Below are 25,462 nucleotides of genomic sequence, written 5' to 3'. Positions count from 1 at the left end.
GTTGGATTTTGAAGCCGACGTCCGGCAGCATGACAGCGGGCTGCGCCGCGGTGACATCGCGCGCCCTCACCGCTTCAAGGCTGCCGCGTATTTTTTCGTCTCGAACCAGGTCGCCGCACTGACGGCGGCTTTATTGTTTCCAATTCATTTACGCAGTAAATTGACGCGACGGACTTTCTTCCCTCGCGCATGCCAAAAACGCTTTCCTCCGACGACATCCAGCAATTCCGCGAAACCATGCGGCGCGTGGCCGAAAATGCGTTCGCTACCCGCGGCCCGCAAGGCGTGACAATGCGCGAACTGGCGAAGGAGCTGGGTTGCAGCGCGATGACACCCTATCGCTACTTCCGCGACAAGGACGAAATCCTTGCGATGGTCCGCGCCGCGGCGTTCAACCGCTTCGCGACGCGGCTCGAAGCAGCGGCGAAACAGGGTTCCGGGACCGACCGCTCCGCCGTCAGCGACGCCTACGTGGCGTTCGCCCTTGACGAGCCGCACGCCTACCGCCTGATGTTCGATCTGACGCAGCAGGATGGCGCCTACCCGGAACTCAGCGCCGCTTCGCACCGCGCCTGGCGCATGCTCGGCGCGCACTTCGAAAAGCTCGTTGCCATGGGCGTTCTGGAAGGCGATCCGCAATTGATCGGCTACGCCTACTGGGCCAGCCTGCACGGCTTCACCATGCTGGCGCTCGCCAATCAGTTGCCTTTGCCACAGGCACAGCAGGCCGCCGGGAGCAACGCGCCGACGCGCGAGGCCGTGCTCGCGCAGATTCGCCGGATGTTGTGGCGCGGGGCCCAGCCGCAACGCGGCTAGCCCGTGTTGGCGCAGGTTAGCCCGAGTGAGTCCATCAGCTCACCCAACGCGGCTACCCCTGCAGGCAAGCGCCGGGGGAATGGAGCGCAGCGCGACGCTCAGCCCGCGCGCAAGGTCGGATCGGCCGCCGCGCGCCAGCTCAACGCCTTGGCCCGCTGATCGGTGAAGAAGGTCACCCACTGATTACGCACCTGCGGGTCGGTACTCACACCGAGGCTTGCGTAATGCTGCGCAAGCGATGCCTGGAACGCGCAGAAGTCGTCTTTCGACAACTTGCCACGCCGATTCGCCACGTAGGCATCAAACAGCGTCGCGTAGACGCCTTGCGCGTCGTTACCGTAGTCGACGGTCTGGGCACTGCACATCTGCTGCAACGATACGAACGAGGGTGCACCCATCGTTCCGTTCAAGCTCGGCGAGCTGACGCATCCCGTCAGGAGTGCAACGGCGCCGATCATCCAAAGTCCACGCATGAATTCACCTCGAAATGGCTGCTATTGAGAGTATCGTCCGTGCCCGCGCGTTACGCCACCACCTTAGCCAACCACTAGAGGAACACCTAAGAAAACCGAACTTTACTTTTTCGAATATGTTCATTAAAGTTCGCAAACGAACACTATCGGTTCGATAGTTTTTCCAAACAGCTTTCGGAATACGACGCAGGGGACACAGCAGGTGACGCAAGGCTCAAGGTACGATTTGCTCGTCGTGGGTGGCGGGATCAACGGCGCAGGCATCGCACGCGATGCGGCGGGCCGCGGCCTGTCGGTGTTGCTCTGCGAACAGGACGATCTGGCAGCCCATACGTCGTCGGCCAGTACCAAGCTGATTCACGGCGGCCTGCGCTATCTCGAGTACCGTGAGTTCGGACTGGTGCGCAAAGCCCTGCAGGAGCGCGAAACGCTGCTGCGCGCGGCGCCGCACATCATGTGGCCGCTGCGCTTCGTGATGCCGCACATGCCCGATCTGCGCCCGGCCTGGCTGATTCGCGCCGGCCTGTTCCTTTACGATCACCTCGCCAAACGCGAACTGCTGCCCGGCTCGCGTGGCATCGTGATGCGCGACCATCCGGCGGGCGCACCGCTGGTCGATTCGATCAAGCGCGGTTTCGTGTATTCGGACGGCTGGGTCAATGACGCGCGTCTGGTCGTGCTGAACGCGCTGGATGCCCAGGAACGCGGCGCCAAGATTCTCACGCGCACCAAGCTGCTCAGCGCGGTGCGCGCCGGCGGCGAATGGCGCGCGCAACTCAAGCGCGCGGACGGCACGATCCTCGACGTGCGCGCAGCCTCGATGGCGAATGCGGCCGGCCCGTGGGTCGGCGAATTGCTGCATGGCGCACTCGGCCGGGAAGCGACGCACAGCGTGCGCCTCGTGAAAGGCAGCCATATCGTCACGCGCCGCCTGTTCGAACACGATCACGCGTACATCTTCCAGAATCCAGACAAGCGGATCATCTTCGCGATTCCGTACGAACACGATTACACGCTGATCGGCACGACAGACCTCGAATATCACGGCGACCCGTCGCAAGTGGCGATCAGCGCCGACGAAACACAGTACCTGTGCGACTCGATCAATCGCTACTTCAAACAGAAGATTTCACCGCAAGACGTGCGCTGGACCTACTCGGGCGTGCGTCCGCTGCTCGAAGAAGAAGGCGCGGACAACCCGTCGGCCGTCACGCGCGATTACTCGCTCGAACTCGACGCGCCTTCAGGCGAAGCGCCGCTTCTGTCCGTGTTCGGCGGCAAGATCACGACGTTCCGCAAGCTGGCGGAAGAAGCCGTCGACAAACTCGCGCACGCGCTGCATAACGGCACGCCCTCGTGGACGGCCGGTGTGCCGCTGCCCGGTGGCGATATTCCGCAAGCCAACTTCGAGCGTTTCCTCGTGGGCTTCAAGCAGCAGAATGCCTGGCTGCCCGCCGATCTGGCTCACCGCCTCGCCCGTGCGTACGGCACGCGCGTGAAGCATGTCATTGGCAACGCGCGCTCGTTGGCGGACCTTGGCCGCGTTTTCGCGCCGGGTCTCTACGAAGCCGAACTGACTTACCTGCGCGACACCGAATGGGCGCGCAGCGCGCAGGACGTACTGTGGCGCCGCTCGAAACTCGGCCTGCACGTCGAACCAGGCACGCTCGATTCGATCACACGCGACATCGACACGTGGTTCGCGCGCGAGCCGGTCCGACAGAGCGCTTAGCTAAACCAGCTAGTTAGATTGTTCAGTCAGGCCACTTAGTTAGGCCCATTAGTTTGGTTATTTAATCAGGTCACTCAGTTCAGCCACTTAGTTAAGTCACTTAGTCAGACCACCTGGTCAGACTAAAGCAACACGGCCTGGCTACGTGGATGAACCTGCATGACCCGAATCGATTTTCACCCCTCGGCTACTGACCAAGCCGGGACGCACAACCACAAACTGTTGCAGCCCGCTTAAAACAACAAGCCGTTCCCGTCGCCGGTTAGCAGTCCGGCGATTCATAAAACGCATGGAGAAGAGACAATGCAGGATCAGTACATCCTCGCGCTTGACCAAGGCACCACCAGCTCGCGCGCGATGCTGTTCGACCGGCTCGGCAATATCGTGTCGACCGCTCAGAAAGAATTCCAGCAAATCTATCCGCGTCCAGGTTGGGTCGAGCACGACCCGCAGGAAATCTGGTCGACGCAGGCCGGCGTCGCCGCCGAAGCGGTCACGCGCGCCGGCATGAACGGCACCTCGATCGCCGCAATCGGCATTACCAATCAGCGTGAGACCACCATCGTGTGGGATCGCGAAACCGGCCATCCGATCTATAACGCGATCGTCTGGCAAGACCGCCGCACGGCAGACTTCTGCGATCAGCTCAAAGAGCAAGGCCTCGAAGAGAAAGTCCGCGCGAAAACCGGTCTGCCAATCGACTCGTACTTCTCGGCGACCAAGATCCGCTGGATTCTCGACAACGTCGAAGGCGCACGCGAAAAGGCGAAGCAAGGCCGCCTCGCCTTCGGCACGGTGGATAGCTGGTTGGTGTGGAATTTCACCAAGGGTGGTCTGCACGTCACCGACGTGACCAACGCGTCGCGCACGATGCTGTTCAACATCCACACGCTGAAGTGGGACGACGAACTGCTCGAAGCGATGGATATTCCGCGCAACATGTTGCCGGAAGTGCGTGCGTCGTCGGAAGTGTACGGACCGACCAAGACCACCGTGTTCGCCTCCAAGATTCCGCTCGCGGGCATCGCAGGCGATCAACATGCAGCGCTGTTCGGCCAGATGTGCACGCAGTCGGGTATGGTGAAGAACACCTACGGTACGGGCTGCTTCCTCGTGATGAACACCGGCGACAAGCCGATCGAATCGAAGAACAATCTCGTCACCACGATTGCGTGGCAGATCGGCGACCAGATCAACTACGCACTCGAAGGCAGCATCTTCATTGGCGGCGCGGTCGTGCAATGGTTGCGCGACGGCCTCGGCATCATCAAAAACGCCGCTGAAATCGAAACGATGGCGCGCAGCGTGCCGCATAGCGACGGCGTCTATCTGGTGCCGGCGTTTGCAGGCCTCGGCGCGCCGCACTGGAACGCCCGTGCTCGCGGCACGCTGTTCGGCGTGACGCGCGGCACGGCCTCGGCGCACATCGCCCGCGCCGCGCTCGACTCGATCGCCTATCAATCGCTCGACGTGCTGAAGGCGATGGAAGCCGACTCCGGCATTCGCATCGGCGAATTGCGCGTAGACGGCGGTGCTTGCGCGAACAATCTGCTGATGCAATTCCAGGCAGACATTCTCGGCGTCGACGCAGTGCGTCCGAAAGTATCGGAGACGACCGCATTGGGCGCCGCGTATCTGGCCGGTCTCGCGGTCGGCTACTGGAAAGACGTGGACGAACTGCAAAGCCAGTGGGCGCTCGATCGCCGTTTCACGCCTGCCCTGCCGCACGCCGATGTCAAGGAATGCCTCGACGGCTGGAAGCGCGCGATCCGCGCCGCGAAGGCCTGGGCCGACACGCCCTGATTGCTTTCCATTGGTTCCATAAGACACCTTTGGACATAACGAAGCCGCTTATCCCGCGGCTTCCCTAACAACTATATTTCGGATAACCAACGATGTCTCCTTACATTGCGGAATTCATCGGCACCGCGCTCCTGGTGCTGCTCGGCAACGGCGCGGTCGCCAACGTACTGCTCGCGCGCACCAAAGGCAAAGGCGCGGACCTGATCGTGATCGTGATGGGCTGGGCAATGGCCGTGTTCATTGCCGTGTACGTCACGGCATCGTACAGCGGCGCGCACCTGAATCCTGTCGTGACGATCAGCCTCGCGCTGGCAGGCAAATTCGCGTGGGCCAAAGTGCCGGGCTACATCGCGGCGCAGATGCTCGGCGGGATGGCCGGCGCCCTGCTGGTGTGGGTCGCGTATCGTCAGCACTTCAACAAGGAAGGCGATGCCGACGTGAAGCTCGGCGTGTTCTGCACGTCGCCCGCCATTCGCAGCGTGCCGCATAACCTGCTCACCGAAATGATCGCGACCTTCGTGCTGATTCTCGGCGTGCTGTTTCTGGCTTCGCCGCAAGTTGGCCTGGGTGCGCTCGACGCGCTGCCGGTCGGCCTGCTGGTGCTCGGCATCGGTATTTCGCTCGGTGGCCCGACTGGTTACGCGATGAGCCCCGCGCGCGACCTGTCGCCGCGTCTGATGCATGCGTTGCTGCCGATTCCGGGCAAGCGCGACAGCGACTGGCGTTACTCGTGGATTCCGGTGTGCGGTCCGCTGATGGGCGGTGCGCTGGCAACGGGGCTGTATCTGTACCTGCACGCGCACTGATCCTGCGGCGCATACAGGGCGTACATTGGCGCGCTAAAGGCAGACTACGGGCAGACTACGGCCGCAAATAAACGCCGACGGAAAGTGATGGCGCCGCGCACGCGGCGCCAAAGCACGTATCATGATGCTTTCAATCTCCGCGTATGAGCTTGCAATTGTCTTGCCCGCGCGCCTCTCGCTTTCCGTTTTAAAGCATGATCGACCACCTCATCTGTGACTGCGACGGCGTGCTCGTCGACAGCGAAATCATCGCTGACCGCGTGATGCTCGAAACGCTGTCCGCCACCTTCCCCGGCCTCGACTTCGAACCCGTCGTCAAGACGGCGTTCGGCCAGCAGACCTCGCGCTTTCTCAAAGGGATCGAGAAGTCGTTCGATATCACGCTGCCCGCCGATTTCTTCAATACGATCGAACACAATGTCGAGCTCGCGCTCGCAGCCTCGCTCAGCCCGATCAACGGCGTGCGCGACGCATTGCAGCGCGTGACGCTGCCCGCCGCGGTCGTGTCGAACAGCCGGATGGCGCGTGTGAATGCGTCGGTGCGGCGCGCGGGCTTGCAGCAGATTTTTGGCGAGCGGATTTTCAGCGCCGAACAGGTCGCGCGGCCGAAGCCTTTTCCGGATGTTTATCTGTTCGCTGCGAAGACGCTGGGCGTGGAGCCTTCGCGATGCATCGTCGTGGAAGATAGCGTGGCCGGTTTGAATGCAGCGCGTGCGGCGGGCATGAAGACGATTGCCTTCGTGGGTGCGAGCCATATCCCCGACGGTTATGCGGATGCGCTGCGCAAGATGGGTATGACGCGCATCATGAAGCATATGGATGAACTGCCTGCGCTGGTCGAAGCCGGCGTGCGCGGTGAATTTGGCGACGTGCAGTCTTAACGGACGCAGCAAGAAAAAAGCCGGCTGCAATAGCCGGCTTCAGACTGCTGACAAACCCCGCGCTTTTCCGAGCGCGGGGTTTGTTTCTTTAAAACGCGTGAGTGCATCACGTTCGCTCTGGCTGGTGCCGTCCTCCAGCGAGACAAAGCATTCGCGCTGAACCGCCAACCAGGTCACCGCACGCGGCACACCCTTCACGCATCAGGCCTCAGCGGCCACGCATTCGCGTGCCCTCGCCAGCGCCTGGCGGAATTCCACCAGCTCGGCGATCGTCAGCATCGGCAGGTTATGTTGTTGAGCGAAACGCTCCACATCCGCGCCGCGCGTCATCGTGCCGTCCGCGTTCATCAACTCGCACAGCACGCCGGCCGGCTTCAGACCCGCGAGAATCGCCAGATCCACCGTGCCTTCGGTATGACCGCGGCGCGCGAGCACACCGCCGGGCTGCGCGCGCAGCGGAAACACGTGGCCAGGGCGCACGATATCGGCAGGCTTCGCCGTATCGCTGATGGCAGCACGAATCGTCGTCACGCGATCGAGTGCGGACACGCCGGTAGTCACGCCATCGCGGGCTTCGATCGAGACCGTGAACGCGGTGCCATGACGGCTCTCGTTGTTGACCGCCATCGGCGGCAGCTCGAGTGCGCGAATCTTGTCGTCGGGCAGGCACAGGCAAACGATGCCGCTGCATTCGCGGATCAGCAAGGCCATGGTTTCGACGGAAAGTCGCTCAGCGGAGACGATCAGATCGGCTTCGTTCTCACGGTCGTCATCGTCTTGCAGGACGACAGCACGGCCATCGCGCATGGCTTGCAAGGCGGCGGCGATACGCGGCGGAACGGGCTCGGTAGCGAGCAACGGGAGGTCGAGAATTGCATTGTCTGCAATCACCGACGAGGCAGGAAAAGTAGTAAATGACATAGTTGAAACGCTCATCGCAAAAGTTGGGCGAGAAACGTTTCAGGGCATTGCAAACAGACAAAGACGCGCCGTTGAACGCCGCGCAAAGCGACGCTCGCGCACCGCCCCAACCGCTAGCGGCGCCACGGAAACGAACATGACTATCTGCACATCTTCTTCCATCCGGACTCTAACCGTCGGCTCTGGCTTCTCACCAGATCTGCTGACCCCGCGCGGCTTTCGGTAAGCTGAAAGCCAAATGAATGCGGGCGCTCGCGGGCTCACCGGCTCACGCTTTCGCGCTGCCGGCATACCGCCGGTGGGGAATTTCGCCCCGCCCTGAAGACGCACTGATTGCCGGATCGACCGGCTGGCAAAGAATACAACAGTCGCGCGAAACCTGCAGCGCAACCCCTACTGATTGGACGGACATCTCGGCTTCACCGCACATCCGCCTGAAAAACCTCATTCGTCAAACCGGCGCGGCCTCGCGCGCCAGATCGTGTGACGCCGGCACATCCCAGCGTGGCGGCGTCTCGGCCTTCAGCGTCACGCGAAACGCACGCGCTTCCGTGTCACCGGGATTGCGCAGGCTGTGCGGCTGGTCGGCGTCGAATACGATCGCGTCGCCCGTTGCCAGCAATTGGCGCTGGTCGTGCACGCTGACTTCCAGCGTGCCTTCGCTGACCACCAGATTCACCGTGGTGCCCGGCGCGCGGCGCGTGCCGGCCTCGGTATGCAACGGCGCGATACGCAACTCGTGAAACTCAGCGGCGGTCGGCTCGGCATCCGGATACAGCGGCCGGGCCGAGTACCGCCCATTCGAACTGACGACGCGCGACGACCGCTCTGCCGGCAAATGCTCGAAGCCGTTGGTCGCATGACGCCGCAAGAACGCCGCCACCGATACCTTCAGCGCCGCTGCCACCTTGCACAGCACCTTGATCGACGGCACGCTGCGCGCCGACTCGATCTGCGCGAGCATCGCTCGCGAGACGCCCGAGGCGCGGGCCAAGGCGTCGAGCGACAGTTGGCGCTCGGCGCGCAAACGGGCGAGATTCACGCCGACCAGATGTTCCAGAGCATCGAAGGGTTCAGCGGCACGCGACGACGCAACGGTGTCAGCCGTGGGATCGCGAACCAGCGCAAGCGGGGAATGCATGATTGCCTCCAGGAGCGCCGCCGGACGGCGGGCAAGCGGTTAGTGGAAGCAAGATAGCATCGCGGCCTGCTGCGCCCAACGAAGTTATCTTCACACTGTTATCAGCATTGCGGAGGACGATTCTCGCAAAGCTTGTGCGAATTTTTCATATGGGCGCGTTCGGGCTCAGATGCGCTTGAGCACGCCAACGCACTTGGGCACATCCGGGCATATCAATTGCACCCACGCACACTCAGGCGCGCTGCGCTACGGTCGAAGCAGGCGCATCCGCCCGAGCGGCAAACCACGTCAACAACAACGCCACCACGCTGACCGCCGCCGCGACCCACGGCAGCGTATCGAGCGAATAGCCGTGATTGATCACCCGACCACCCAGCCACGCGCCGCCCGCATTGCCAACATTGAACGCGCCGATGTTCAACGTCGAAGCCAGATTCGGCGCCGCGGCGGCCTTCTCAACCACGCGCATCTGCAACGGCGGCACCGTCGCGAACGCCGCAATGCCCCACACGAAAATGGTAATCGCCGCAGCCACCTGCGAATGACTGGTGCGCGCGAAGATCGCCATCACCACCGCGAGCGCCACCAGAATACCCATCAGCGAAGGCATCAGCGCACGGTCCGCGAGCTTGCCACCCACGGTATTGCCGATCGTGAGCCCCATCCCGAACAACACCAGAATCAGCGTCACGCCACGCGGCGAGAAACCGCTCACCTGCTCGAGAATCGGCGCGATATAGGTGAACACAACGAACACGCCGCCGAAGCCGAGTACGGTCATCGCAAGCGCGGTCCAGACTTGTGGGTCCTTCAGCACGCGCACTTCATGACCCAAGCCGACCGGGCCGGAATCATGACGATTCGGCACCAGCACCGACACGCCCGCCAGCGACAGCACCCCAAACGCGCTGACAATCCAGAACGCTGCGCGCCAGCCGAATTCCTGACCGACGAAAGTACCAAACGGCACGCCGAGCACATTCGCGAGCGTCAAGCCGGTGAACATCAGCGCAATCGCACTTGCCCGCTTTTCAGCCGGCACGAGCGAAGCCGCCACCACCGCGCCGATACCGAAGAACGAGCCATGCGCGAACGACGTCACCACACGCGCGATCATCAGCACGGAATAGCTGGAGGCGATCGCGCACAGCGTATTGCCGACGATGAACACCCCCATCAGCAGCTGCAACGCCAGCTTGCGCGGCATCTTGCTGGTGACCACTGCAAGCAGCGGCGCACCGACTGCGACACCGAGCGCATAGCCGCTCACCAGCAAACCGGCCGACGGAATCGACACGGCCAGATCGCGCGCGACCTCGGGCAGCAAGCCCATGATCACGAATTCGGTCGTGCCGATCGCGAAGGCGCTGATCGCTAGCGCCAGTAATGGAATGGGCATTTTTCTACTCCAGGTTCTAAAGTTGAGCGAGTGAACGGCGGTGAGCGTGACGCAACGCCGTCACGAATTCGATGACCACGCCCGGCGCGAGCGCGACAAACAGTTGAAATTCGGCTTGCTGCGGCCCCATCTGCGGCACTTCGGCGAGCTGATAAGGCATCTGCGCCGCATGCAGGCGCTGCACGAGCGCCTGACATTCATCGGCGCTCTCCAGCCGGAAGGCGACATGGTCGATGCGCGGCGCCGCCCTGCCCGCTACAGCGGGCACCGTCGCGTCAATCAGATGAATCACCGGGCGGCCGTTTGCATACAGCCAGTAGCCGTCGATCGAAAATGGCGGACGTGCGCCGTCCGTCAACCCGACGACGTCGACGAAGAAACGTCGCGCGGTGTCGAGCTCGGCAGTGACGATCGTTGCGTGATCGAGTTGCATGATGTGGGCTGCACGGAGCACAAAGGGTTTACGAGGAATGCATTCTGAGCGGAACACGTCAATTTGATAATTGGCGTAGCATTTGAAGCATTTTCAAATCTCTTTGAAAAATAGCGATGGATAACCTCGGTGACATCCGCCTGTTCGTCGAAGCGGCGCAGCAAGGCAGTCTGTCGGCGGCGGGCCGCAAATTGGGCCTGACGCCGGCCGCCGCCAGCGCGCGGCTGGCCAAACTCGAAGCCGGCCTGAAAACGCGCCTGTTCGAGCGCACCACCCGCCAGTTGAGGCTCACGGACGAAGGCCGCCTCTACCTGAACTGCTGCCGCCAGGCCCTGCAATCGCTCGACGACGCCGAAGCCGCGTTGCAGGCCGGCCAGGGTGTCGTGCGCGGCAAGGTGCGAATCTCGGCAACGGCGGACTTCGGCCGCAATCTGCTGATGCACTGGCTCGACGAGTTCAACGCGCTTTACCCCGAGGTGACGTTCGCGCTGACGCTGTCGGACTCGCTATCGAATCTGGTGCAGGAAGACATCGATCTGGCGATCCGCTTCGGCGTGCCGCAGGACAGTTCACTCGTCGCCCGCAAGCTGGCGCCGAACCGGCGCGTGCTGTGCGCGTCGCCGGACTACATCGCGCGCAAGGGCGAACCGAAGGATCCGCACGATCTGGCGAATTTCGACTGCATCGTGCTCGGCACCGCATCCGGCCCGGTCAACGAATGGCGGTTCACACGCGGCGACGAGGTGCAGCACTACACGGTGCCGTTCGAAACGTCCAGGGAAACCAACGACGGCGCCGTCGCCCGCGAATGGGCGCGGCGCGGCTACGGGATCGTCATCAAGTCGATGTGGGACGTGGAAGCGGACTTGCGGGGCGACTGCCTGAAAATCCTGCTGCCCGAATGGCGCTATCCGGACGCGCCGCTCCACGCGCTCTACCACCGCAACCGGTTCATGGCGCCACGCGTGCGCGTGTTGCTGGATTTTCTGAGCGAGCGCTTCGCGCAGGTGTCGGACGAACTGGAAGGCTTGCTGGGCTTGCCGCCGGAGCGGTCGCGGGCCATGGCCGCGGCAGAAACCGCATCCGATGAGGGGCTATAATGTTGAGCTACGCCGCGAACGTGTATTGAACGCGGACCGAAATCGGCTCAAGTGGGCCAAGGCAAGCCCAGGCGGGCTCAGGCGGGCTCAAACGCCACCCCACGGCCGGGTTCCGCACGCTGCCCGCACGTTCACCCCCTCTACACCTTTTAAACGACGCCCCCAGGTTAACCACTGCGACCGGCGAAAATCGATGACCAAGAAAGTTTATGTAAAGACCTACGGCTGCCAGATGAACGAGTACGACTCCGACAAGATGGTCGACGTACTCGGTGCGGCTGAAGGCCTCGTCAAGACCGACACCCCGGAAGACGCGGACGTCATTCTCTTCAACACCTGCTCGGTGCGCGAAAAAGCCCAGGAGAAAGTCTTCTCCGAACTCGGCCGTGTGCGCGAGTTGAAAGAAGCGAACCCGAATCTGATCATCGGCGTGGGCGGTTGCGTGGCGAGCCAGGAAGGCGCGTCGATCGTGGCGCGCGCACCGTATGTCGACCTGGTGTTCGGGCCGCAAACGCTGCACCGTCTTCCGCAGATGATCGACAAGCGCCGCGAAAGCGGCCGCGCTCAGGTCGACATCTCGTTCCCGGAAATCGAAAAGTTCGATCACCTGCCGCCGGCGCGCGTCGATGGCGCGAGCGCATTCGTGTCGATCATGGAAGGCTGCAGCAAGTACTGCAGCTACTGCGTCGTGCCGTACACGCGCGGTGAAGAAGTGTCGCGGCCGCTCGACGACGTGCTGACCGAAATCGCCGGTCTCGCCGACCAGGGCGTGCGTGAAGTGACGCTGCTCGGCCAGAACGTGAACGCCTACCGTGCCGGCATTACACTGGGCTCGAGCGAAATCGCCGACTTCGCTCAGTTGATCGAATACGTGGCGGATATTCCGGGCATCGAACGGATTCGCTACACCACATCGCATCCGAAGGAATTCACGCAGCGCCTGATCGACACCTACGCCAAGGTGCCGAAGCTCGTCAGCCATCTGCATCTGCCGGTGCAACACGGCTCCGACCGCATCCTGATGGCGATGAAGCGCGGCTACACGGTGCTCGAATACAAGTCCGTGATCCGCAAGCTGCGCGCGATCCGCCCGGACCTGTCCTTGTCGACCGACATGATCGTCGGCTTCCCTGGCGAGACGGAAGAAGACTTCGACAAGATGATGGCGTTGATCCACGAAATGAAGTACGACACCAGCTTCTCGTTCATTTACAGCCCGCGTCCCGGCACGCCGGCCGCGAATCTGCACGACGACACGCCGCACGAAGTGAAGCTCAAGCGTCTGTACCATCTGCAGGCTACGATCGAAGAAAACGTGCAGCGCATTAGCGATTCGATGGTCGGCAAGGTCGAACGGATTCTGGTCGAACGTCCGGCACGCAAGGACCCGAACGAACTCGCGGGCCGCACCGAGAACAACCGTGTGGTGAATTTCCCGGCGCCGGTCGCGTCGCACGCAAGGCTGATCGGCCAGATGGTGGACGTGAAAATCGTCCACGCGTACCCACATTCGTTGCGTGGCGAGCTCGTGCTGGTGCACGACGACGCAACCGCGACCACCCACTGAGCGACGCCAGCCAGCGTCACGAAACCGACAGGATCGATCCTCCGCCTTGAAGACCACTCAGCAGCATCTGGAATTCACAGCACCGCGCGACGACAACGCGCGGCTCGCCAACCTCTGCGGACCGCTCGACGAAAATCTGCGGCAGATCGAGCAGGCGCTCGACGTGACGCTGCAACGCCGTGGCCACCGCATCACGATTCGCGGGCGCGGCGCGAAACTCGCGCTCACCGCGCTCGAAAGGTTCTACAACAACTCGCAGGAGCCGCTGTCGGTCGACGACATCCAGCTCGCGCTCGTTGAAGTGCGTCAGCCGGCACGCCATCGCGCGAACGGCAACGGCCATGGCGCGGAAACGATCGACTCGCGTTTCCCCGGCAACCCGGATCATCCGTTCGATCAACCCGCCGACAACGGTGACGACGACCTCGAAGAACTCGGCCCGAAGCTGTACACACGGCGCGCCGACCTGCGCGGCCGCACGCCGGCGCAACGCGAGTATCTGAAGCAGATCATCTCGCACGACGTGACCTTCGGCGTCGGTCCGGCAGGGACGGGCAAGACCTATCTCGCGGTGGCTTGCGCGGTGGACGCGCTGGAGCGCGATCAGGTCAAACGCATCGTGCTGACGCGCCCGGCCGTCGAAGCGGGCGAACGCCTCGGCTTCCTGCCGGGCGATCTGGCGCAAAAAGTCGATCCGTATCTGCGTCCGCTGTACGACGCGCTGTACGATCTGCTCGGTTTCGACAAAACCGCCAAGATGTTCGAGCGGCAGATGATCGAAATCGCGCCGCTCGCCTACATGCGGGGCCGCACGCTGAATCACGCGTTCATCATCCTCGACGAGGCGCAGAACACCACGCCCGAACAGATGAAAATGTTCCTCACGCGTATCGGCTTCGGCTCAAAGGCGGTGGTCACCGGCGACACGACCCAGGTCGACTTGCCGCGCGGCGCGAAGAGCGGGCTGATCGAAGCGCAGCAGGTGCTGTCGGACGTGCGCGGCATTGCGCTCACGCGCTTTACCAGCGCGGACGTGGTGCGGCATCCGCTGGTCGCGCGAATTGTGGAGGCGTACGATGCACATTCGCAGAAAACCGCCAATCCGGCCGATTCTCGTTAATTTGTGGCGCTAATGTGCGCCACTAATTTGCGTTAAATGCCACTGCATATGCCTCTGCAACCCAAGCAACACATCGATACCGCATGAGCCGCGCACCGAAACTGACGTTGAATCTGCAATTCCCCGCCGCCAAGGCCTGGCCGGAACACAAGGTGCTGCTGCCGCGCGCCACTGTGGCCGGCTGGATCAAGGCGGCGCTCTTCGCGGACGGCGAGCTGACCGTGCGTTTCGTCGACGCCGAAGAAGGCCGCACGCTTAACCGAACCTATCGCGGCAAAGATTATTCGACCAACGTGCTGACGTTTGCCTACGCCGAATCGGAAGACGATCCGGTGACAGGCGATCTGATCCTGTGCTGCCCGGTCGTGGAAAAGGAAGCCGCCGAACAGGGCAAGCCGCTGATCGCGCACTACGCGCACCTGCTGGTCCACGGCACCCTTCATGCGCAAGGCTACGACCACGAGGTCGAGGAAGAGGCCGAAGAAATGGAAGCGATCGAAACCGAGATCCTCGGCAAGCTCGGTTTCCCGGATCCTTATCAATAGTCTTTGCCATCACCGTTAAAGAACCGCCGTGAGCACGTCCTCCCCTGAAGCCGATACGCGAAGCACGCCCTGCCCGGACTATCCGCCCGCACTCGGCGAATCGCGGCTGCTAACGGACGAGGAGTTGCGCGCATCGCTCGAATGCGCGTTGCGCGACTGGGACCGTAAAAGCGATCTGTGGCTGTTCGGCTATGGTTCGCTGATCTGGAATCCCGGTCTGCCCACCGTCGAAGCAGCCCGGTCGAAAGTGCACGGTTATCACCGCGGCCTGTATCTGTGGTCGCGCGTGAATCGCGGCACCCCCGAACAGCCGGGCCTCGTGCTCGCGCTCGATCGCGGCGGCTCGTGCTCCGGCATCGCGTTCCGCCTCGCCGCCGAGGGTGCGATGCCACACCTGGAAGCATTGTGGCGCCGCGAAATGCCGATGGGTTCGTATCGCCCGGCCTGGTTGCCCTGCGTGCTCGCCGACGGCCGACGCGTCGACGCGCTCGCCTTCGTGATGCGCCGCGACGCGCCGACCTACACCGGCAAACTGCGCGACGAAATCGTCAAAACCGTGTTCGGCTGCGCGAGCGGCCGCTACGGCACCACGCTCGACTATGTCAGCCGCACCGTGCATGCGCTGCGCGAAAGCGGCATGCCCGACCGCGCGCTTGAAGCGCTGCTCGAGCGTTGCCGCAAGGAAAGCCGCGAGGCCGGCTGACGCGCCGCTTACGATTGACCAGAACGCCAACGAACCATCACCGTACCGGGTGGCCCGCGATGGAGTAAGCCACGCCCACCACGCCGGCATCGGCGCCGCGTACGCCGCCACAACCCCTACTTTTTTGCTCCAAAACGCTTTTCCTCGCGTAATCAGTTAGGATTGACCTACGCCCACCGCACGCGGCCGGGTGGTTTTGTCACATCACTCATCGCCCAGCCCGGCGGGACACGGTCCTGCCATGTGCCTGGTGTATCCTTAATGCTCTGCAACAGCGCGCCCAGACTCGCCGGGCGCACTACCATGAACGACACGTATCCCAGTCGACGCCAAATCGACAAACCGCAAGAAAAACGCTCACTCCTCGAGCGTTTGACCGACTTCATCTCGCCCGAGCCCGACTCGCGCGCCGAACTTCTGGAAATCCTGCAGGACGCGCACGAGCGCAACCTGATCGACGCCGACTCGCTGTCGATGATCGAGGGTGTATTCCAGGTGTCCGAACTCAGCGCCCGCGACATCATGGTGCCGCGCGCTCAAATGGACGCGATCAACATCGCGGACAATCCCGCCGAATTCATCCCCTACGTGCTGGAAAAGGCGCACTCGCGCTATCCGGTCTACGAGGGCAATCGCGACAACATCATCGGTGTGCTGCTCGCGAAAGACCTGCTGCGCTACTACGCTGAAGACGAATTCGACGTGCGCGGCATGCTGCGCCCGGCCGTCTTCATCCCGGAGTCGAAGCGCCTGAACGTGCTGCTGCACGACTTCCGTGTGAATCGCAATCACCTCGCGGTGGTGGTCGACGAATACGGTGGCGTGGCCGGCCTGATTACGATCGAAGACGTGCTGGAACAGATCGTCGGCGATATCGAAGATGAATACGATTTCGACGAGGAAAGCGGCAATATCATCGCCTCGCCGGACGGCCGCTTCCGCGTGCGCGCGCTCACCGAAATCGAGCAGTTCAACGAGGCCTTCGGCACGCATTACTCGGACGACGAAGTCGATACGATCGGCGGGCTCGTCACGCATCATTTCGGACGGGTGCCGCACCGGGGTGAAAAAGTCCGTCTCGACGATCTGATCTTCGAGATTCTGCGCGGCGACGCCCGCCAGATTCACATGCTGCTGGTGCGCCGCGACCCGCTCGCCGGCCAGCGCGAGCGCGAAGCCCAGCACGTTCAGACCTGATCCGCTTCTTTTCTTCGCTTCTTCAACTCCTCACGCCGACCGCGCAACAATGGCCGACCCGATTACATCCCGTTCGCGCCGCGGCGTGAGTGCTCCTGCCGCCCCCGCAACCCGGGAAGCGCGGGGCCGTACCGTGCCCCGCTGGCATTACCTCGTCGCTTTGGCCGCCGGTGCGGCCAATACGCTGTCGTTCGCGCCGACGCCGCATGGCGGCTGGCTCGAACTCGTGATCTTCGTGTTCTTCTTCGCATGGCTCACGCGCACGACCGGCTGGAAGAGCGCCGCGCTGACGGGCGGCGCTTTCGGCTTCGGCAACTTCGCCACCGGTGTGTGGTGGCTGTACGTCAGCATGCACGACTATGGCGGGATGGCCGCGCCGCTTGCGGGCGCGGCGGTCGTCCTGTTCTCACTGTATCTGGCGGTGTATCCGGCGTTTGCCGCGGGCATCTGGTCATTCTGCGCGGGGCACGCGCGCAACGGCGCGTCGGACACCGACCAGCCGTTCTCGCCGACCTGGCACGGCGCGCTGGCTTTTGCGAGCGCGTGGGCGATCGGTGAATGGTTGCGCGGGACCGTGTTCACCGGTTTTCCGTGGCTTGCGAGCGGTTATGCGCAGGTAGACGGACCGTTCGCCGGGTTTGCACCGGTGGCGGGCGTGTACGGCGTCGGCTGGGTGCTGGCGCTGGTCGCGGCGTTGATCGTGCAGGCGCTGGTGCACATGCTGCCTTCGCGCGGGCAACTCGGTGCCACCGCAGTCGGCAATGGCGGCAATGGGGCTAAACGCGGTATCGCAGGCGTCGCCGTGCCGGCGGGAATCGCAGTTGCGCTGATCGCGGCCGGCCTGCTGCTGCCGCTCGTGCAATGGACCTTGCCGGCTAACGCGCCGCTGACGGTGCGCCTGCTGCAAGGCAACGTCAAACAGGAAATGAAGTTCGAAGAAGCCGGTATGCGCGCCGCGATCGATATGTATCAGCAGATGATCACGTCGAAGCCGGCCGATCTGGTCGTCACGCCTGAAACCGCCATTCCGGTGCTCGCACAGCAATTGCCGCCGCGGTTCGCGTCGGCGGTGCGCAACTTCTCGGATTCGACGGGCACCGCGATCGTGTTCGGTGCGATCGGCGGCACCATCACGCCGGAAGGTCAGGTGGTCGACTATACGAACAGCCTGTTCGGCGTCACACCGGGCACGCGCGAGGTGTATCGCTACGACAAACACCATCTCGTGCCGTTTGGCGAATTTGTACCGTGGGGCTTCCGCTGGTTCGTGAATCTGATGAACATTCCGCTCGGCGATTTCGCGCGCGGCGCGCCGGTGCAAAAACCGTTCATCGTGCATAACCAGCCTGTGTCCGTGGACATTTGCTACGAGGATATTTTCGGCGAGGAGATCGCGCGGAACATTCGCGAGAGCGATACGCCGGCAGGCGTGCTGGTCAACTCGACCAATCTCGCCTGGTTCGGCGACACCATCGCCCTGGATCAGCACCTGCAGATTGCGCGTATGCGGTCACTGGAAACCGGCCGGCCGATGCTGCGCGCCACCAACACCGGCATGACCGCCGCGATCGACGCCAACGGCAAGGTAATCGGACGCCTGAAGCCGTACACGATCGGCTCGCTCGATGTGACGGTGCAAGGGACCTCGGGCAGCACGCCTTACGTGACGAGCGGGAACAACACGGTTCTGGCGGTTTCGCTTCTGCTGCTGGCGTTCGGGTTTGCGTTCGGGCCGGGAATCGTACGGCGTCAAAACGGCAAGAAATGAGCCACCGATGAGAGCCGGCTGAGCGATCTGGCCAGTTCTACACGGCAGCCCTACTCAATCACCGCTGACAAAACCACAAAAAAACGCGCGCTTCGGAAAAAACCGAGCGCGCGTTTTTTATTCGAAAGCAACACCGCCGCTTGATGTCGATTGCACGACACAAGCAGCCGCGGCACTCAAGGGCCTTCGCTCAATTCACCGGCACCGTATCGATAAACGACTGACGCAAGGACAGCTTCTGGAAATGCTTGTCCAGATTCGGATACCCCTCGCGCCAGTTCAACTCAGGCGTGCGGAAATCGAGGTAGCCCAACGCGCAGCCCAGCGCGATATCCGCGAGCGTGTAGTGATTGCCCGCGCACCACGGCTTGCTGCCCAAGCCCTGCGACATCGCGATCAGACCTTCGTCGATCTTGCGTTGCTGCCGCGCCACCCACGCGTCCACGCGCTGCTCCGGCGTGCGCTGGGTGCCTTCGAGGCGAATCAGCACCGCGGCGTCGAGGATGCCGTCGGCGAGCGCCTCCCAGCAGCGCACTTCGACGCGCTCGCGCCCGGACGGCGGGATCAGCTTGCCGACCGGCGACAGCGTATCGACGTATTCGCAGATCACCCGCGAGTCGAACACCGCTTCGCCGTCTTCCATCACGAGGCACGGCACCTTGCCGAGCGGATTGAAGGTGTGAATCGTGGTATCCGGCGCCCATACGTTCTCGGGCACAAATTCGTAGTCGATCTTCTTGTCGGCCAGAACGACCCGCGCTTTACGCACGAACGGGCTGCCGAGCGAACCGATGAGTTTCATCATTACCGTCTGCCTTTTCTTGAATTCGGCGAAAGTATAAGTGGTTGGCGCCGTTCCCGAGCATAGCGCCCCATCTTCGCAAGCCGCATGGATGCTGGCTGTGGATGGATAGCAACATTGCCGCGCCGCGCGCCGGACGTCTACCAGGCTAATCGGCTGATTGACGGAAAGACAGGCGCCTGGCACGGATTGCCGCCGCCATCGCGGCTGACCTGCGCACAGCGCTTGCCAGCCGCGCCCGCCAGGCACCACCACCCGAAACACCAGTATCCGTGCAAAATAAGTCGCCGCATTGGGCGCTACAATCGCACGATGAACCAGCCGACCGAACCCACCATCGCCATCGACGTCTTCCGCACGCGCCGCGAGCGCGTACTCGCCGCGCTGCGCGCAGCGGGCGGGGGCGTCGCCATCATCCCCACCGCGCCGGAAAAGCTGCGCAACCGGGACGCCGACTACCCCTACCGGCACGATAGCTACTTCTACTATCTGACCGGCTTCACCGAACCCGAGGCGTGGCTGGTGCTCGACGCCAGCGCCGCGCCGGGCGAGCCGGCTTCGATCCTGTTCTGCCGTGAGAAGAATGTCGAGCGCGAGACGTGGGAAGGCTTCCGTTTCGGACCGGACGGCGCGCGCGAGGCGTTTGGCTTCGACGCAGCCTTCGCTGTAAGCGAAGTCGATACGCAATTGCCACGCATTCTCGCCGACAAGCCGTCGCTGCATTACGCGCTCGGCACCTCCGCGGAACTGGACGAACAGGTGCGCGGCTGGCTCGACACCGTGCGCGCACAAGGCCGCAGCGGCGTCGCCGCCCCCACCGTCGCGTGTGACCTGATCCCGTTGCTCGACGACATGCGGCTCGTCAAGGATCCCCACGAACTCGCCATCATGCGCCGCGCCGGACAGATTTCCGCGCAAGCACATCGCCGTGCGATGGCCGCCTGCCACCCCGGCGTGCGCGAGTACGAACTCGAAGCCGAGCTGCTCTACACATTCCGCAAATTCGGCGCGCAGGCGCCGGCCTACACATCGATCGTCGCTGCGGGCGCGAACGCCTGCGTGCTGCACTACCCGGCCGGCAACGCGATTGCCCAGGACGGCGACCTGATCCTGATCGACGCCGCCTGCGAACTCGACGGCTATGCCTCCGACATCACCCGCACCTTCCCGGCGAGCGGCCGCTTCACGCCGGCGCAGCGCGAGCTGTACGACATCGTGCTGGCCGCGCAGCAGGCCGCCGTCGACGCCACCCGCGTCGGCGCGACCTTCGACGATCCGCACCAGGCCGCCGTGCGCGTGCTGTCGCAGGGTCTGCTCGACACCGGCATCATCGACCGCACGAAGTTCGCCTCGCTCGACGACGCGATCGCCGAGCGCGCCTATGCGCCGTTCTATATGCACCGCACCGGCCACTGGATCGGCATGGACGTGCACGATGTCGGCGACTACCGCGAACGCGGCGCCGCGCGCGACGAAGCGGGTGCACTGCCGTGGCGCACGCTGCAGGCGGGGATGACGCTGACCATCGAGCCCGGTCTGTATATCCGTCCGACCGAAGGCGTGCCCGAACGCTACTGGAACATCGGTATCCGCATCGAGGACGACGCGATCGTCACGCCAGAGGGCTGCGAGCTGATCACACGCGACGTCCCGGTGGCGGCCGACGAGATCGAGGCGCTGATGCAGGAAGCCCGCGCGGCCCAGGAACCAAAGCAGTGACCCAAGCAGTAACCCAAGGAAGTAACCCGCAATGAACGACGTTTCCCAGTCGACGGTGATTCTGAAACCCGCCGCGTCCGATCATTCCTTCGATTTCGACGTGACGATCGTCGGCGCCGGGCCGGTCGGGCTCGCGCTTGCCGGCTGGCTGGCGCGCCGCAGCGCGACGCGGGCGCTGAAGATCGCGCTGATCGACGCGCGCGAGCCGGAAGATTCGATTGCCGATCCACGCGCGATCGCCGTGTCGCACGGCAGCCGGATGATTCTCGAACCGCTGCGCTGGCCCGCCGACGCCACGGCGATCCAGCGCATCCACGTGTCGCAGCGGGGCCACTTCGGCCGCACGCTGATCGACCACAGCGAACACGGCCTGCCGGCGCTCGGCTACGTGCTGCGTTATGGCTCGATCGTGCACGGGCTTGCCGAAGCGGTTCACGCGACCTCCGTGCACTGGTTCCGCTCCACCTCCGCTGCGGCCCCGACTCAGGACCTCGACGGCGTCACCTTGCCGATCGAAACCGCGGGTGTCACACGCAATCTGCGCACGCGGATTCTGGTGAATGCCGAAGGCGGCCTGTTCGGCGACCAGAAAACCGCCCGGAGCGCGAGTAGCAGCGCTGGCGGCGGTACGCGCGATTACGGGCAGACCGCGCTGGTCGGCACGGTCACCGTGTCAGCGCCGCAACCGCATGTGGCATGGGAGCGCTTCACGTCGCAAGGACCGATCGCGCTGCTGCCGATGGGTGGCGTGCGCGGCGCGAATTACGCGCTGGTCTGGTGCTGCACACCCGACGAAGCCGCACGACGCGCCCAACTCCCGGACGACGAATTCCTGAGCGAACTTGGCGCCGCGTTCGGCAACCGCATGGGCCGCTTTACGCAAATAAAGGGGCGCGCGTCGTTCCCGCTGGGACTGAATGCGGTCGATACGCTGGTACAGGGTCATATCGTCGCCATCGGTAATGCGGCGCAAACGCTGCATCCCGTGGCGGGCCAGGGCCTGAATCTCGGCCTGCGCGACGCGCACGCGCTCGCCGATGCCCTGTCCACGGAAGGCCCCACCCCGCTCGCGCTGGCGACGTTCGCGCAACGCCGCGCGCTCGACCGCCGCCTGACGATCGGCGCGACCGACACACTCGCGCGCCTGTTCACCGTCGACTTCCCGCCGCTCGCCACCTTGCGCGGCCTCGCCCTCACCGCGCTCGAATTCCTGCCGCCGGTGAAAACCGCGCTGGCACGGCAAATGATGTTCGGTCAGCGCCGCTGAGCGCGCCGCCCGCTCGCGCCCCGCAGCCGCTGCAGCCTTTTAGGCACCGCAGTCAGACACCGAAGCAGGGCCGCGCGAGCGGAGCCGGTTCTATGAACCGGACCACTTTCATAGAAGATTTAATGAGTTACGACAGACGCAAGTCGGGTGTCGGCTATCCGTTAACGCTAAAATAGCGGTTTTCCCTCGCATTTCGCGAATGCGCCGACTGACAGAATTTGATCAATCGGCCGCAGGCGCGTCCAAGTCATGCCTACTCTCGGCTCCCACGATCTGCGTAATAACCTGTTCGTCGCCCCCATGGCCGGCGTGACCGACCGGCCGTTCCGGCAGTTGTGCAAACGGCTGGGCGCGGGCTATGCGGTGTCCGAGATGGTCGCCTCGAACGCGCAGTTGTGGAAAAGCGAAAAGACCATGCGCCGTGCCAACCACACGGGCGAGGTCGAACCGATTGCCGTGCAGATCGCCGGCGCCGATCCGGCCATGATGGCGGAAGCCGCGCGCTACAACGTGGCAAACGGCGCGCAGATCATCGACATCAACATGGGCTGCCCGGCCAAGAAGGTGTGCAACGTGGCCGCGGGTTCCGCCTTGCTGCAGAACGAGCCGCTGGTGCAGCGCATCGTCGAGGCGGTGGTAGCCGCAGTGGGCATCGGCCCTGACGCAGTGCCCGTCACGCTGAAGATCCGCACCGGCTGGGATCGTGACAACAAAAACGCGCTCTCGGTCGCGCATCTGGCTGAAGCCGCCGGCATTTCGATGCTGACCGTGCACGGCCGCACGCGCGCCGACCTGTATCACGGCGACGCCGAATACGAGACCATCGCAGCCGTCAAAGCGGCTGTGCGCATTCCGGTGGTCGCCAATGGCGACATTACGTCGCCGCAGAAAGCCCGCGAGGTGCTCGCCGCCACCGGCGCCGACGCCATCATGATCGGCCGCGCCGCACAGGGGCGGCCGTGGCTGTTCCGCGAGATCGAGCATTTCCTGCAAACGGGTGAGTTGCTGCCGCCGCCGCGCATCGACGAAATCCAGCAGGTGATGAACGAGCATCTCGAAGATCACTATGAGTTCTACGGCGAATTTACGGGTGTGCGCACAGCACGTAAGCATATCGGCTGGTACACTCGCGGCCTTTCTGGCGCCAACGTGTTCCGGCACCGCATGAATACGCTGGACACCACGCGCGAACAACTCCTCGCCGTCAACGAATTCTTCGACGCCCAAAAGGCGATCTCCGACCGCCTCGTCTACGTCGACGAGACGCTCACCAGGAACGACGGCGAGCCGGACCATACCGACCGACTAGCAGCATGAGCAAGAACAATATCGAACAATCTGTCCGCGACAGCCTGGGGATGTATTTCCAGGATCTCGACGGCTCCAATCCGCACGACGTCTACGACATGGTGATTTCGTGCGTGGAAAAACCCTTGCTCGAAGTGGTGCTCGAGCAGGCCGGCGGCAATCAGTCGCTGGCCGCCGAGTATCTCGGCATCAACCGCAATACGCTGCGCAAGAAGCTGCAACAGCACGGTTTGTTGTAGCTCGTTTTAGTTTTTTCTCGCGCCCTGCCACGTTTCCCTTCGGCTTTTCGTCTTCATCATGATCAAGCAAGCGCTCATCTCCGTTTCCGACAAGTCCGGCATCGTCGACTTCGCCAAGTCGCTGTCGGACCTCGGTGTCAAGATCCTGTCGACCGGCGGCACCGCGAAACTGCTCGCGGATGCGGGTCTATCCGTCACCGAGGTCGCCGACTACACGGGCTTCCCGGAAATGCTGGACGGGCGCGTGAAAACGCTGCATCCGAAGGTGCACGGCGGCATTCTCGCGCGCCGCGACCTGCCGGAACACATGGCGGCGCTTGAAAAGCACGACATCCCGACGATCGACCTGCTGGTCGTGAATCTGTACCCGTTCGTGCAGACCGTGTCGAAAGAAGAGTGCTCGCTGGAAGACGCGATCGAGAATATCGACATCGGCGGCCCGACCATGCTGCGCTCGGCCGCGAAGAATCATCGCGACGTGACGGTGGTGGTCGATCCGGCGGATTACGCGGTCGTGCTCGACGAAATGCGTGCGAACAGCAACGCGGTTTCGTACAAGACGAACTTCCGCCTCGCCACCAAGGTATTCGCGCACACCGCCCAGTACGACGGCGCGATCACGAACTACCTGACGAGCCTGACCGACGAGCTGCAACATTCGTCGCGCAATGCTTACCCGGCTACGTTCAACCTGGCGTTCGACAAGGTGCAGGACCTGCGCTACGGCGAAAACCCGCATCAGAGCGCTGCGTTCTACCGCGACCTGGTGGTGCAGCCGGGCGCGCTGGCAAACTACAGCCAGTTGCAAGGCAAGGAACTGTCGTACAACAACATCGCCGATTCCGATGCAGCGTGGGAATGCGTGAAGACGTTCGACGTGCCGGCTTGCGTGATCGTCAAGCACGCGAATCCGTGCGGCGTGGCAGTGGGCGCGGACGCGAACGAAGCGTATGCAAAGGCGTTCCAGACCGATCCGACCTCGGCGTTCGGCGGCATCATCGCGTTCAACCGTGAAGTCGACGAAACGGCGGCGCAAGCGGTGGCCAAGCAGTTTGTCGAAGTGCTGATCGCACCGTCGTTCAGCGCGGCGGCTCGCCAGGTGTTCGCGGCCAAGCAGAACGTGCGTCTGCTGGAAATCGCTTTGGGTGAAGGCCATAACGCGTTCGACCTGAAGCGCGTCGGCGGCGGCCTGCTGGTGCAATCGCTCGATTCGAAGAACGTGCAGCCGCGCGAATTGCGCGTGGTCACGAAGCGTCACCCGACGCCGAAGGAAATGGACGACCTGCTGTTCGCATGGCGCGTCGCGAAGTACGTGAAGTCGAACGCGATTGTGTTCTGCGGCAATGGCATGACGCTTGGCGTCGGCGCGGGCCAGATGAGCCGCGTGGACTCGGCCCGCATCGCCAGCATCAAGGCGCAGAATGCCGGCTTGACGCTGACCGGTTCGGCTGTGGCATCGGACGCGTTCTTCCCGTTCCGCGACGGTCTGGACGTGGTGGTCGCGGCAGGCGCGACCTGCGTGATTCAACCGGGTGGCTCGATGCGCGATGACGAAGTGGTCAGCGCAGCAGACGAGCACAACATCGCGATGGTGTTGACTGGGGTGCGTCACTTCCGGCATTAATGCGGGCTTCGCGGACACCGCCTGATTCTTTGTGAAGCGGTAGTCGCGAACCTGGCTTGAGCGAAACGGCCCGGCGGAGATTTCCCCAGCCCTTCACC

Annotated in this window: 24 protein-coding genes and 1 riboswitch; of the genes, 18 read left to right on the top strand and 6 right to left on the bottom strand. The window is 63.3% G+C overall.

The window, feature by feature from the left end; translation table 11 throughout:
- Together PQQ96_RS36445 and PQQ96_RS36440 are read left to right on the top strand one after the other, a co-directional pair.
- The coding region (locus PQQ96_RS36445; RefSeq protein ID WP_408301476.1) for a hypothetical protein at nucleotides 1-289 on the top strand (289 nt) is incomplete at its 5' end.
- Complete coding sequence (locus tag PQQ96_RS36440; RefSeq protein WP_408301474.1) at nucleotides 190-816, top strand: TetR/AcrR family transcriptional regulator; 627 nt, start codon at nucleotides 190-192, stop codon at nucleotides 814-816. The genes PQQ96_RS36445 and PQQ96_RS36440, both read left to right, overlap by 100 nt.
- Before the next feature lie 98 nt (nucleotides 817-914).
- On the opposite strand, the gene PQQ96_RS36435 is transcribed toward PQQ96_RS36440, so the two are convergent.
- A complete protein-coding gene (locus PQQ96_RS36435) occupies nucleotides 915-1,289 on the bottom strand; it encodes a hypothetical protein (RefSeq protein ID WP_083674294.1) in 375 nt (124 codons plus the stop codon).
- Nucleotides 1,290-1,491: 202 nt separating this feature from the next.
- Between PQQ96_RS36435 and glpD the strand changes: the two genes are divergently transcribed.
- The 4 genes from glpD (at nucleotide 1,492) to PQQ96_RS36415 (ending at nucleotide 6,511) form a co-directional block, all read left to right on the top strand.
- Nucleotides 1,492-3,021: a glycerol-3-phosphate dehydrogenase gene (glpD, locus tag PQQ96_RS36430; RefSeq protein ID WP_408301472.1), complete on the top strand. Its 1,530-nt coding sequence runs from the start codon at nucleotides 1,492-1,494 to the stop codon at nucleotides 3,019-3,021.
- Nucleotides 3,022-3,324: 303 nt separating this feature from the next.
- The gene (glpK, locus tag PQQ96_RS36425) at nucleotides 3,325-4,824 is read left to right on the top strand and encodes a glycerol kinase GlpK (protein ID WP_408301470.1); all 1,500 of its coding nucleotides are present in this window, start codon (nucleotides 3,325-3,327) and stop codon (nucleotides 4,822-4,824) included.
- Nucleotides 4,825-4,916: 92 nt separating this feature from the next.
- The gene (locus tag PQQ96_RS36420) at nucleotides 4,917-5,630 is read left to right on the top strand and encodes an MIP/aquaporin family protein (protein WP_408301469.1); all 714 of its coding nucleotides are present in this window, start codon (nucleotides 4,917-4,919) and stop codon (nucleotides 5,628-5,630) included.
- Between the two features lie 194 nt (nucleotides 5,631-5,824).
- Complete coding sequence (locus PQQ96_RS36415; protein ID WP_408301467.1) at nucleotides 5,825-6,511, top strand: HAD family hydrolase; 687 nt, start codon at nucleotides 5,825-5,827, stop codon at nucleotides 6,509-6,511.
- A 201-nt stretch (nucleotides 6,512-6,712) separates the two neighbouring features.
- Here the strand turns inward: PQQ96_RS36415 and ribB are convergent, their stop codons facing one another.
- The 4 genes from ribB to PQQ96_RS36395 all read right to left on the bottom strand — a co-directional run bounded on the left by ribB (nucleotide 6,713) and on the right by PQQ96_RS36395 (nucleotide 10,405).
- Complete coding sequence (ribB, locus tag PQQ96_RS36410; protein ID WP_408301465.1) at nucleotides 6,713-7,432, bottom strand: 3,4-dihydroxy-2-butanone-4-phosphate synthase; 720 nt, start codon at nucleotides 7,430-7,432, stop codon at nucleotides 6,713-6,715.
- A gap of 146 nt (nucleotides 7,433-7,578) precedes the next feature.
- Nucleotides 7,579-7,762: riboswitch (FMN riboswitch) on the bottom strand.
- Nucleotides 7,763-7,883: 121 nt separating this feature from the next.
- A complete protein-coding gene (locus PQQ96_RS36405) occupies nucleotides 7,884-8,573 on the bottom strand; it encodes a helix-turn-helix domain-containing protein (RefSeq protein WP_408301463.1) in 690 nt (229 codons plus the stop codon).
- A 232-nt stretch (nucleotides 8,574-8,805) separates the two neighbouring features.
- Nucleotides 8,806-9,972, bottom strand: coding sequence for an MFS transporter (locus PQQ96_RS36400; protein ID WP_408301461.1), 1,167 nt, complete (start codon nucleotides 9,970-9,972; stop codon nucleotides 8,806-8,808).
- A 16-nt stretch (nucleotides 9,973-9,988) separates the two neighbouring features.
- The gene (locus PQQ96_RS36395) at nucleotides 9,989-10,405 is read right to left on the bottom strand and encodes a VOC family protein (RefSeq protein WP_408301459.1); all 417 of its coding nucleotides are present in this window, start codon (nucleotides 10,403-10,405) and stop codon (nucleotides 9,989-9,991) included.
- A gap of 116 nt (nucleotides 10,406-10,521) precedes the next feature.
- Here PQQ96_RS36395 and PQQ96_RS36390 point away from each other — a divergent pair, with 116 nt between their 5' ends.
- The 7 genes from PQQ96_RS36390 (at nucleotide 10,522) to lnt (ending at nucleotide 18,405) form a co-directional block, all read left to right on the top strand.
- Nucleotides 10,522-11,505 (top strand): LysR family transcriptional regulator, encoded by a 984-nt coding sequence (locus tag PQQ96_RS36390; protein WP_408301458.1) that lies wholly within the window; start codon nucleotides 10,522-10,524, stop codon nucleotides 11,503-11,505.
- 193 nt (nucleotides 11,506-11,698) lie between these two features.
- Complete coding sequence (gene miaB, locus PQQ96_RS36385) at nucleotides 11,699-13,072, top strand: tRNA (N6-isopentenyl adenosine(37)-C2)-methylthiotransferase MiaB (RefSeq protein WP_408301456.1); 1,374 nt, start codon at nucleotides 11,699-11,701, stop codon at nucleotides 13,070-13,072.
- Between the two features lie 46 nt (nucleotides 13,073-13,118).
- Nucleotides 13,119-14,192, top strand: a complete 1,074-nt coding sequence (locus PQQ96_RS36380; RefSeq protein ID WP_408301454.1) for a PhoH family protein — start codon at nucleotides 13,119-13,121, stop codon at nucleotides 14,190-14,192.
- An 83-nt stretch (nucleotides 14,193-14,275) separates the two neighbouring features.
- Entirely contained in the window at nucleotides 14,276-14,737 is a 462-nt protein-coding gene (ybeY, locus tag PQQ96_RS36375; protein ID WP_408301452.1) for an rRNA maturation RNase YbeY, read from the top strand.
- Nucleotides 14,738-14,765: 28 nt separating this feature from the next.
- On the top strand, nucleotides 14,766-15,440 hold the full coding sequence (locus PQQ96_RS36370; RefSeq protein ID WP_408301450.1) for a gamma-glutamylcyclotransferase: 675 nt from the start codon (nucleotides 14,766-14,768) through the stop codon (nucleotides 15,438-15,440).
- Nucleotides 15,441-15,743: 303 nt separating this feature from the next.
- Nucleotides 15,744-16,637: a CorC family transporter gene (locus PQQ96_RS36365; RefSeq protein ID WP_074282241.1), complete on the top strand. Its 894-nt coding sequence runs from the start codon at nucleotides 15,744-15,746 to the stop codon at nucleotides 16,635-16,637.
- Nucleotides 16,638-16,686: 49 nt separating this feature from the next.
- The gene (gene lnt / locus PQQ96_RS36360) at nucleotides 16,687-18,405 is read left to right on the top strand and encodes an apolipoprotein N-acyltransferase (RefSeq protein WP_408301448.1); all 1,719 of its coding nucleotides are present in this window, start codon (nucleotides 16,687-16,689) and stop codon (nucleotides 18,403-18,405) included.
- 190 nt (nucleotides 18,406-18,595) lie between these two features.
- On the opposite strand, the gene PQQ96_RS36355 is transcribed toward lnt, so the two are convergent.
- Nucleotides 18,596-19,210, bottom strand: a complete 615-nt coding sequence (locus PQQ96_RS36355) for a glutathione S-transferase C-terminal domain-containing protein (protein ID WP_408301446.1) — start codon at nucleotides 19,208-19,210, stop codon at nucleotides 18,596-18,598.
- Between the two features lie 309 nt (nucleotides 19,211-19,519).
- Between PQQ96_RS36355 and PQQ96_RS36350 the strand changes: the two genes are divergently transcribed.
- From PQQ96_RS36350 to purH, 5 genes are all read left to right on the top strand, one after another.
- On the top strand, nucleotides 19,520-20,926 hold the full coding sequence (locus PQQ96_RS36350) for an aminopeptidase P N-terminal domain-containing protein (RefSeq protein WP_408301444.1): 1,407 nt from the start codon (nucleotides 19,520-19,522) through the stop codon (nucleotides 20,924-20,926).
- A 31-nt stretch (nucleotides 20,927-20,957) separates the two neighbouring features.
- A complete protein-coding gene (locus PQQ96_RS36345; protein ID WP_408301442.1) occupies nucleotides 20,958-22,193 on the top strand; it encodes a UbiH/UbiF/VisC/COQ6 family ubiquinone biosynthesis hydroxylase in 1,236 nt (411 codons plus the stop codon).
- Nucleotides 22,194-22,442: 249 nt separating this feature from the next.
- Nucleotides 22,443-23,510 carry a tRNA dihydrouridine synthase DusB gene (dusB, locus tag PQQ96_RS36340; RefSeq protein ID WP_408301440.1) on the top strand — a complete coding sequence of 356 codons (1,068 nt, stop codon included), beginning with the start codon at nucleotides 22,443-22,445 and terminating at the stop codon, nucleotides 23,508-23,510.
- Nucleotides 23,507-23,740 (top strand): Fis family transcriptional regulator, encoded by a 234-nt coding sequence (locus PQQ96_RS36335; RefSeq protein ID WP_007180440.1) that lies wholly within the window; start codon nucleotides 23,507-23,509, stop codon nucleotides 23,738-23,740. Before dusB ends, PQQ96_RS36335 begins: the two co-directional genes overlap by 4 nt.
- Nucleotides 23,741-23,798: 58 nt before the next feature.
- Entirely contained in the window at nucleotides 23,799-25,364 is a 1,566-nt protein-coding gene (gene purH, locus PQQ96_RS36330) for a bifunctional phosphoribosylaminoimidazolecarboxamide formyltransferase/IMP cyclohydrolase (RefSeq protein WP_074282235.1), read from the top strand.
- Nucleotides 25,365-25,462 lie beyond the last annotated feature (98 nt).

The organism is Paraburkholderia sediminicola (genome assembly GCF_046027825.1).
GTDB lineage: Bacteria > Pseudomonadota > Gammaproteobacteria > Burkholderiales > Burkholderiaceae > Paraburkholderia > Paraburkholderia sediminicola_D.
The sequence above is the reverse complement of the archived record's forward strand: the minus strand, read 5'-3'. Positions and strand labels throughout refer to the sequence as shown.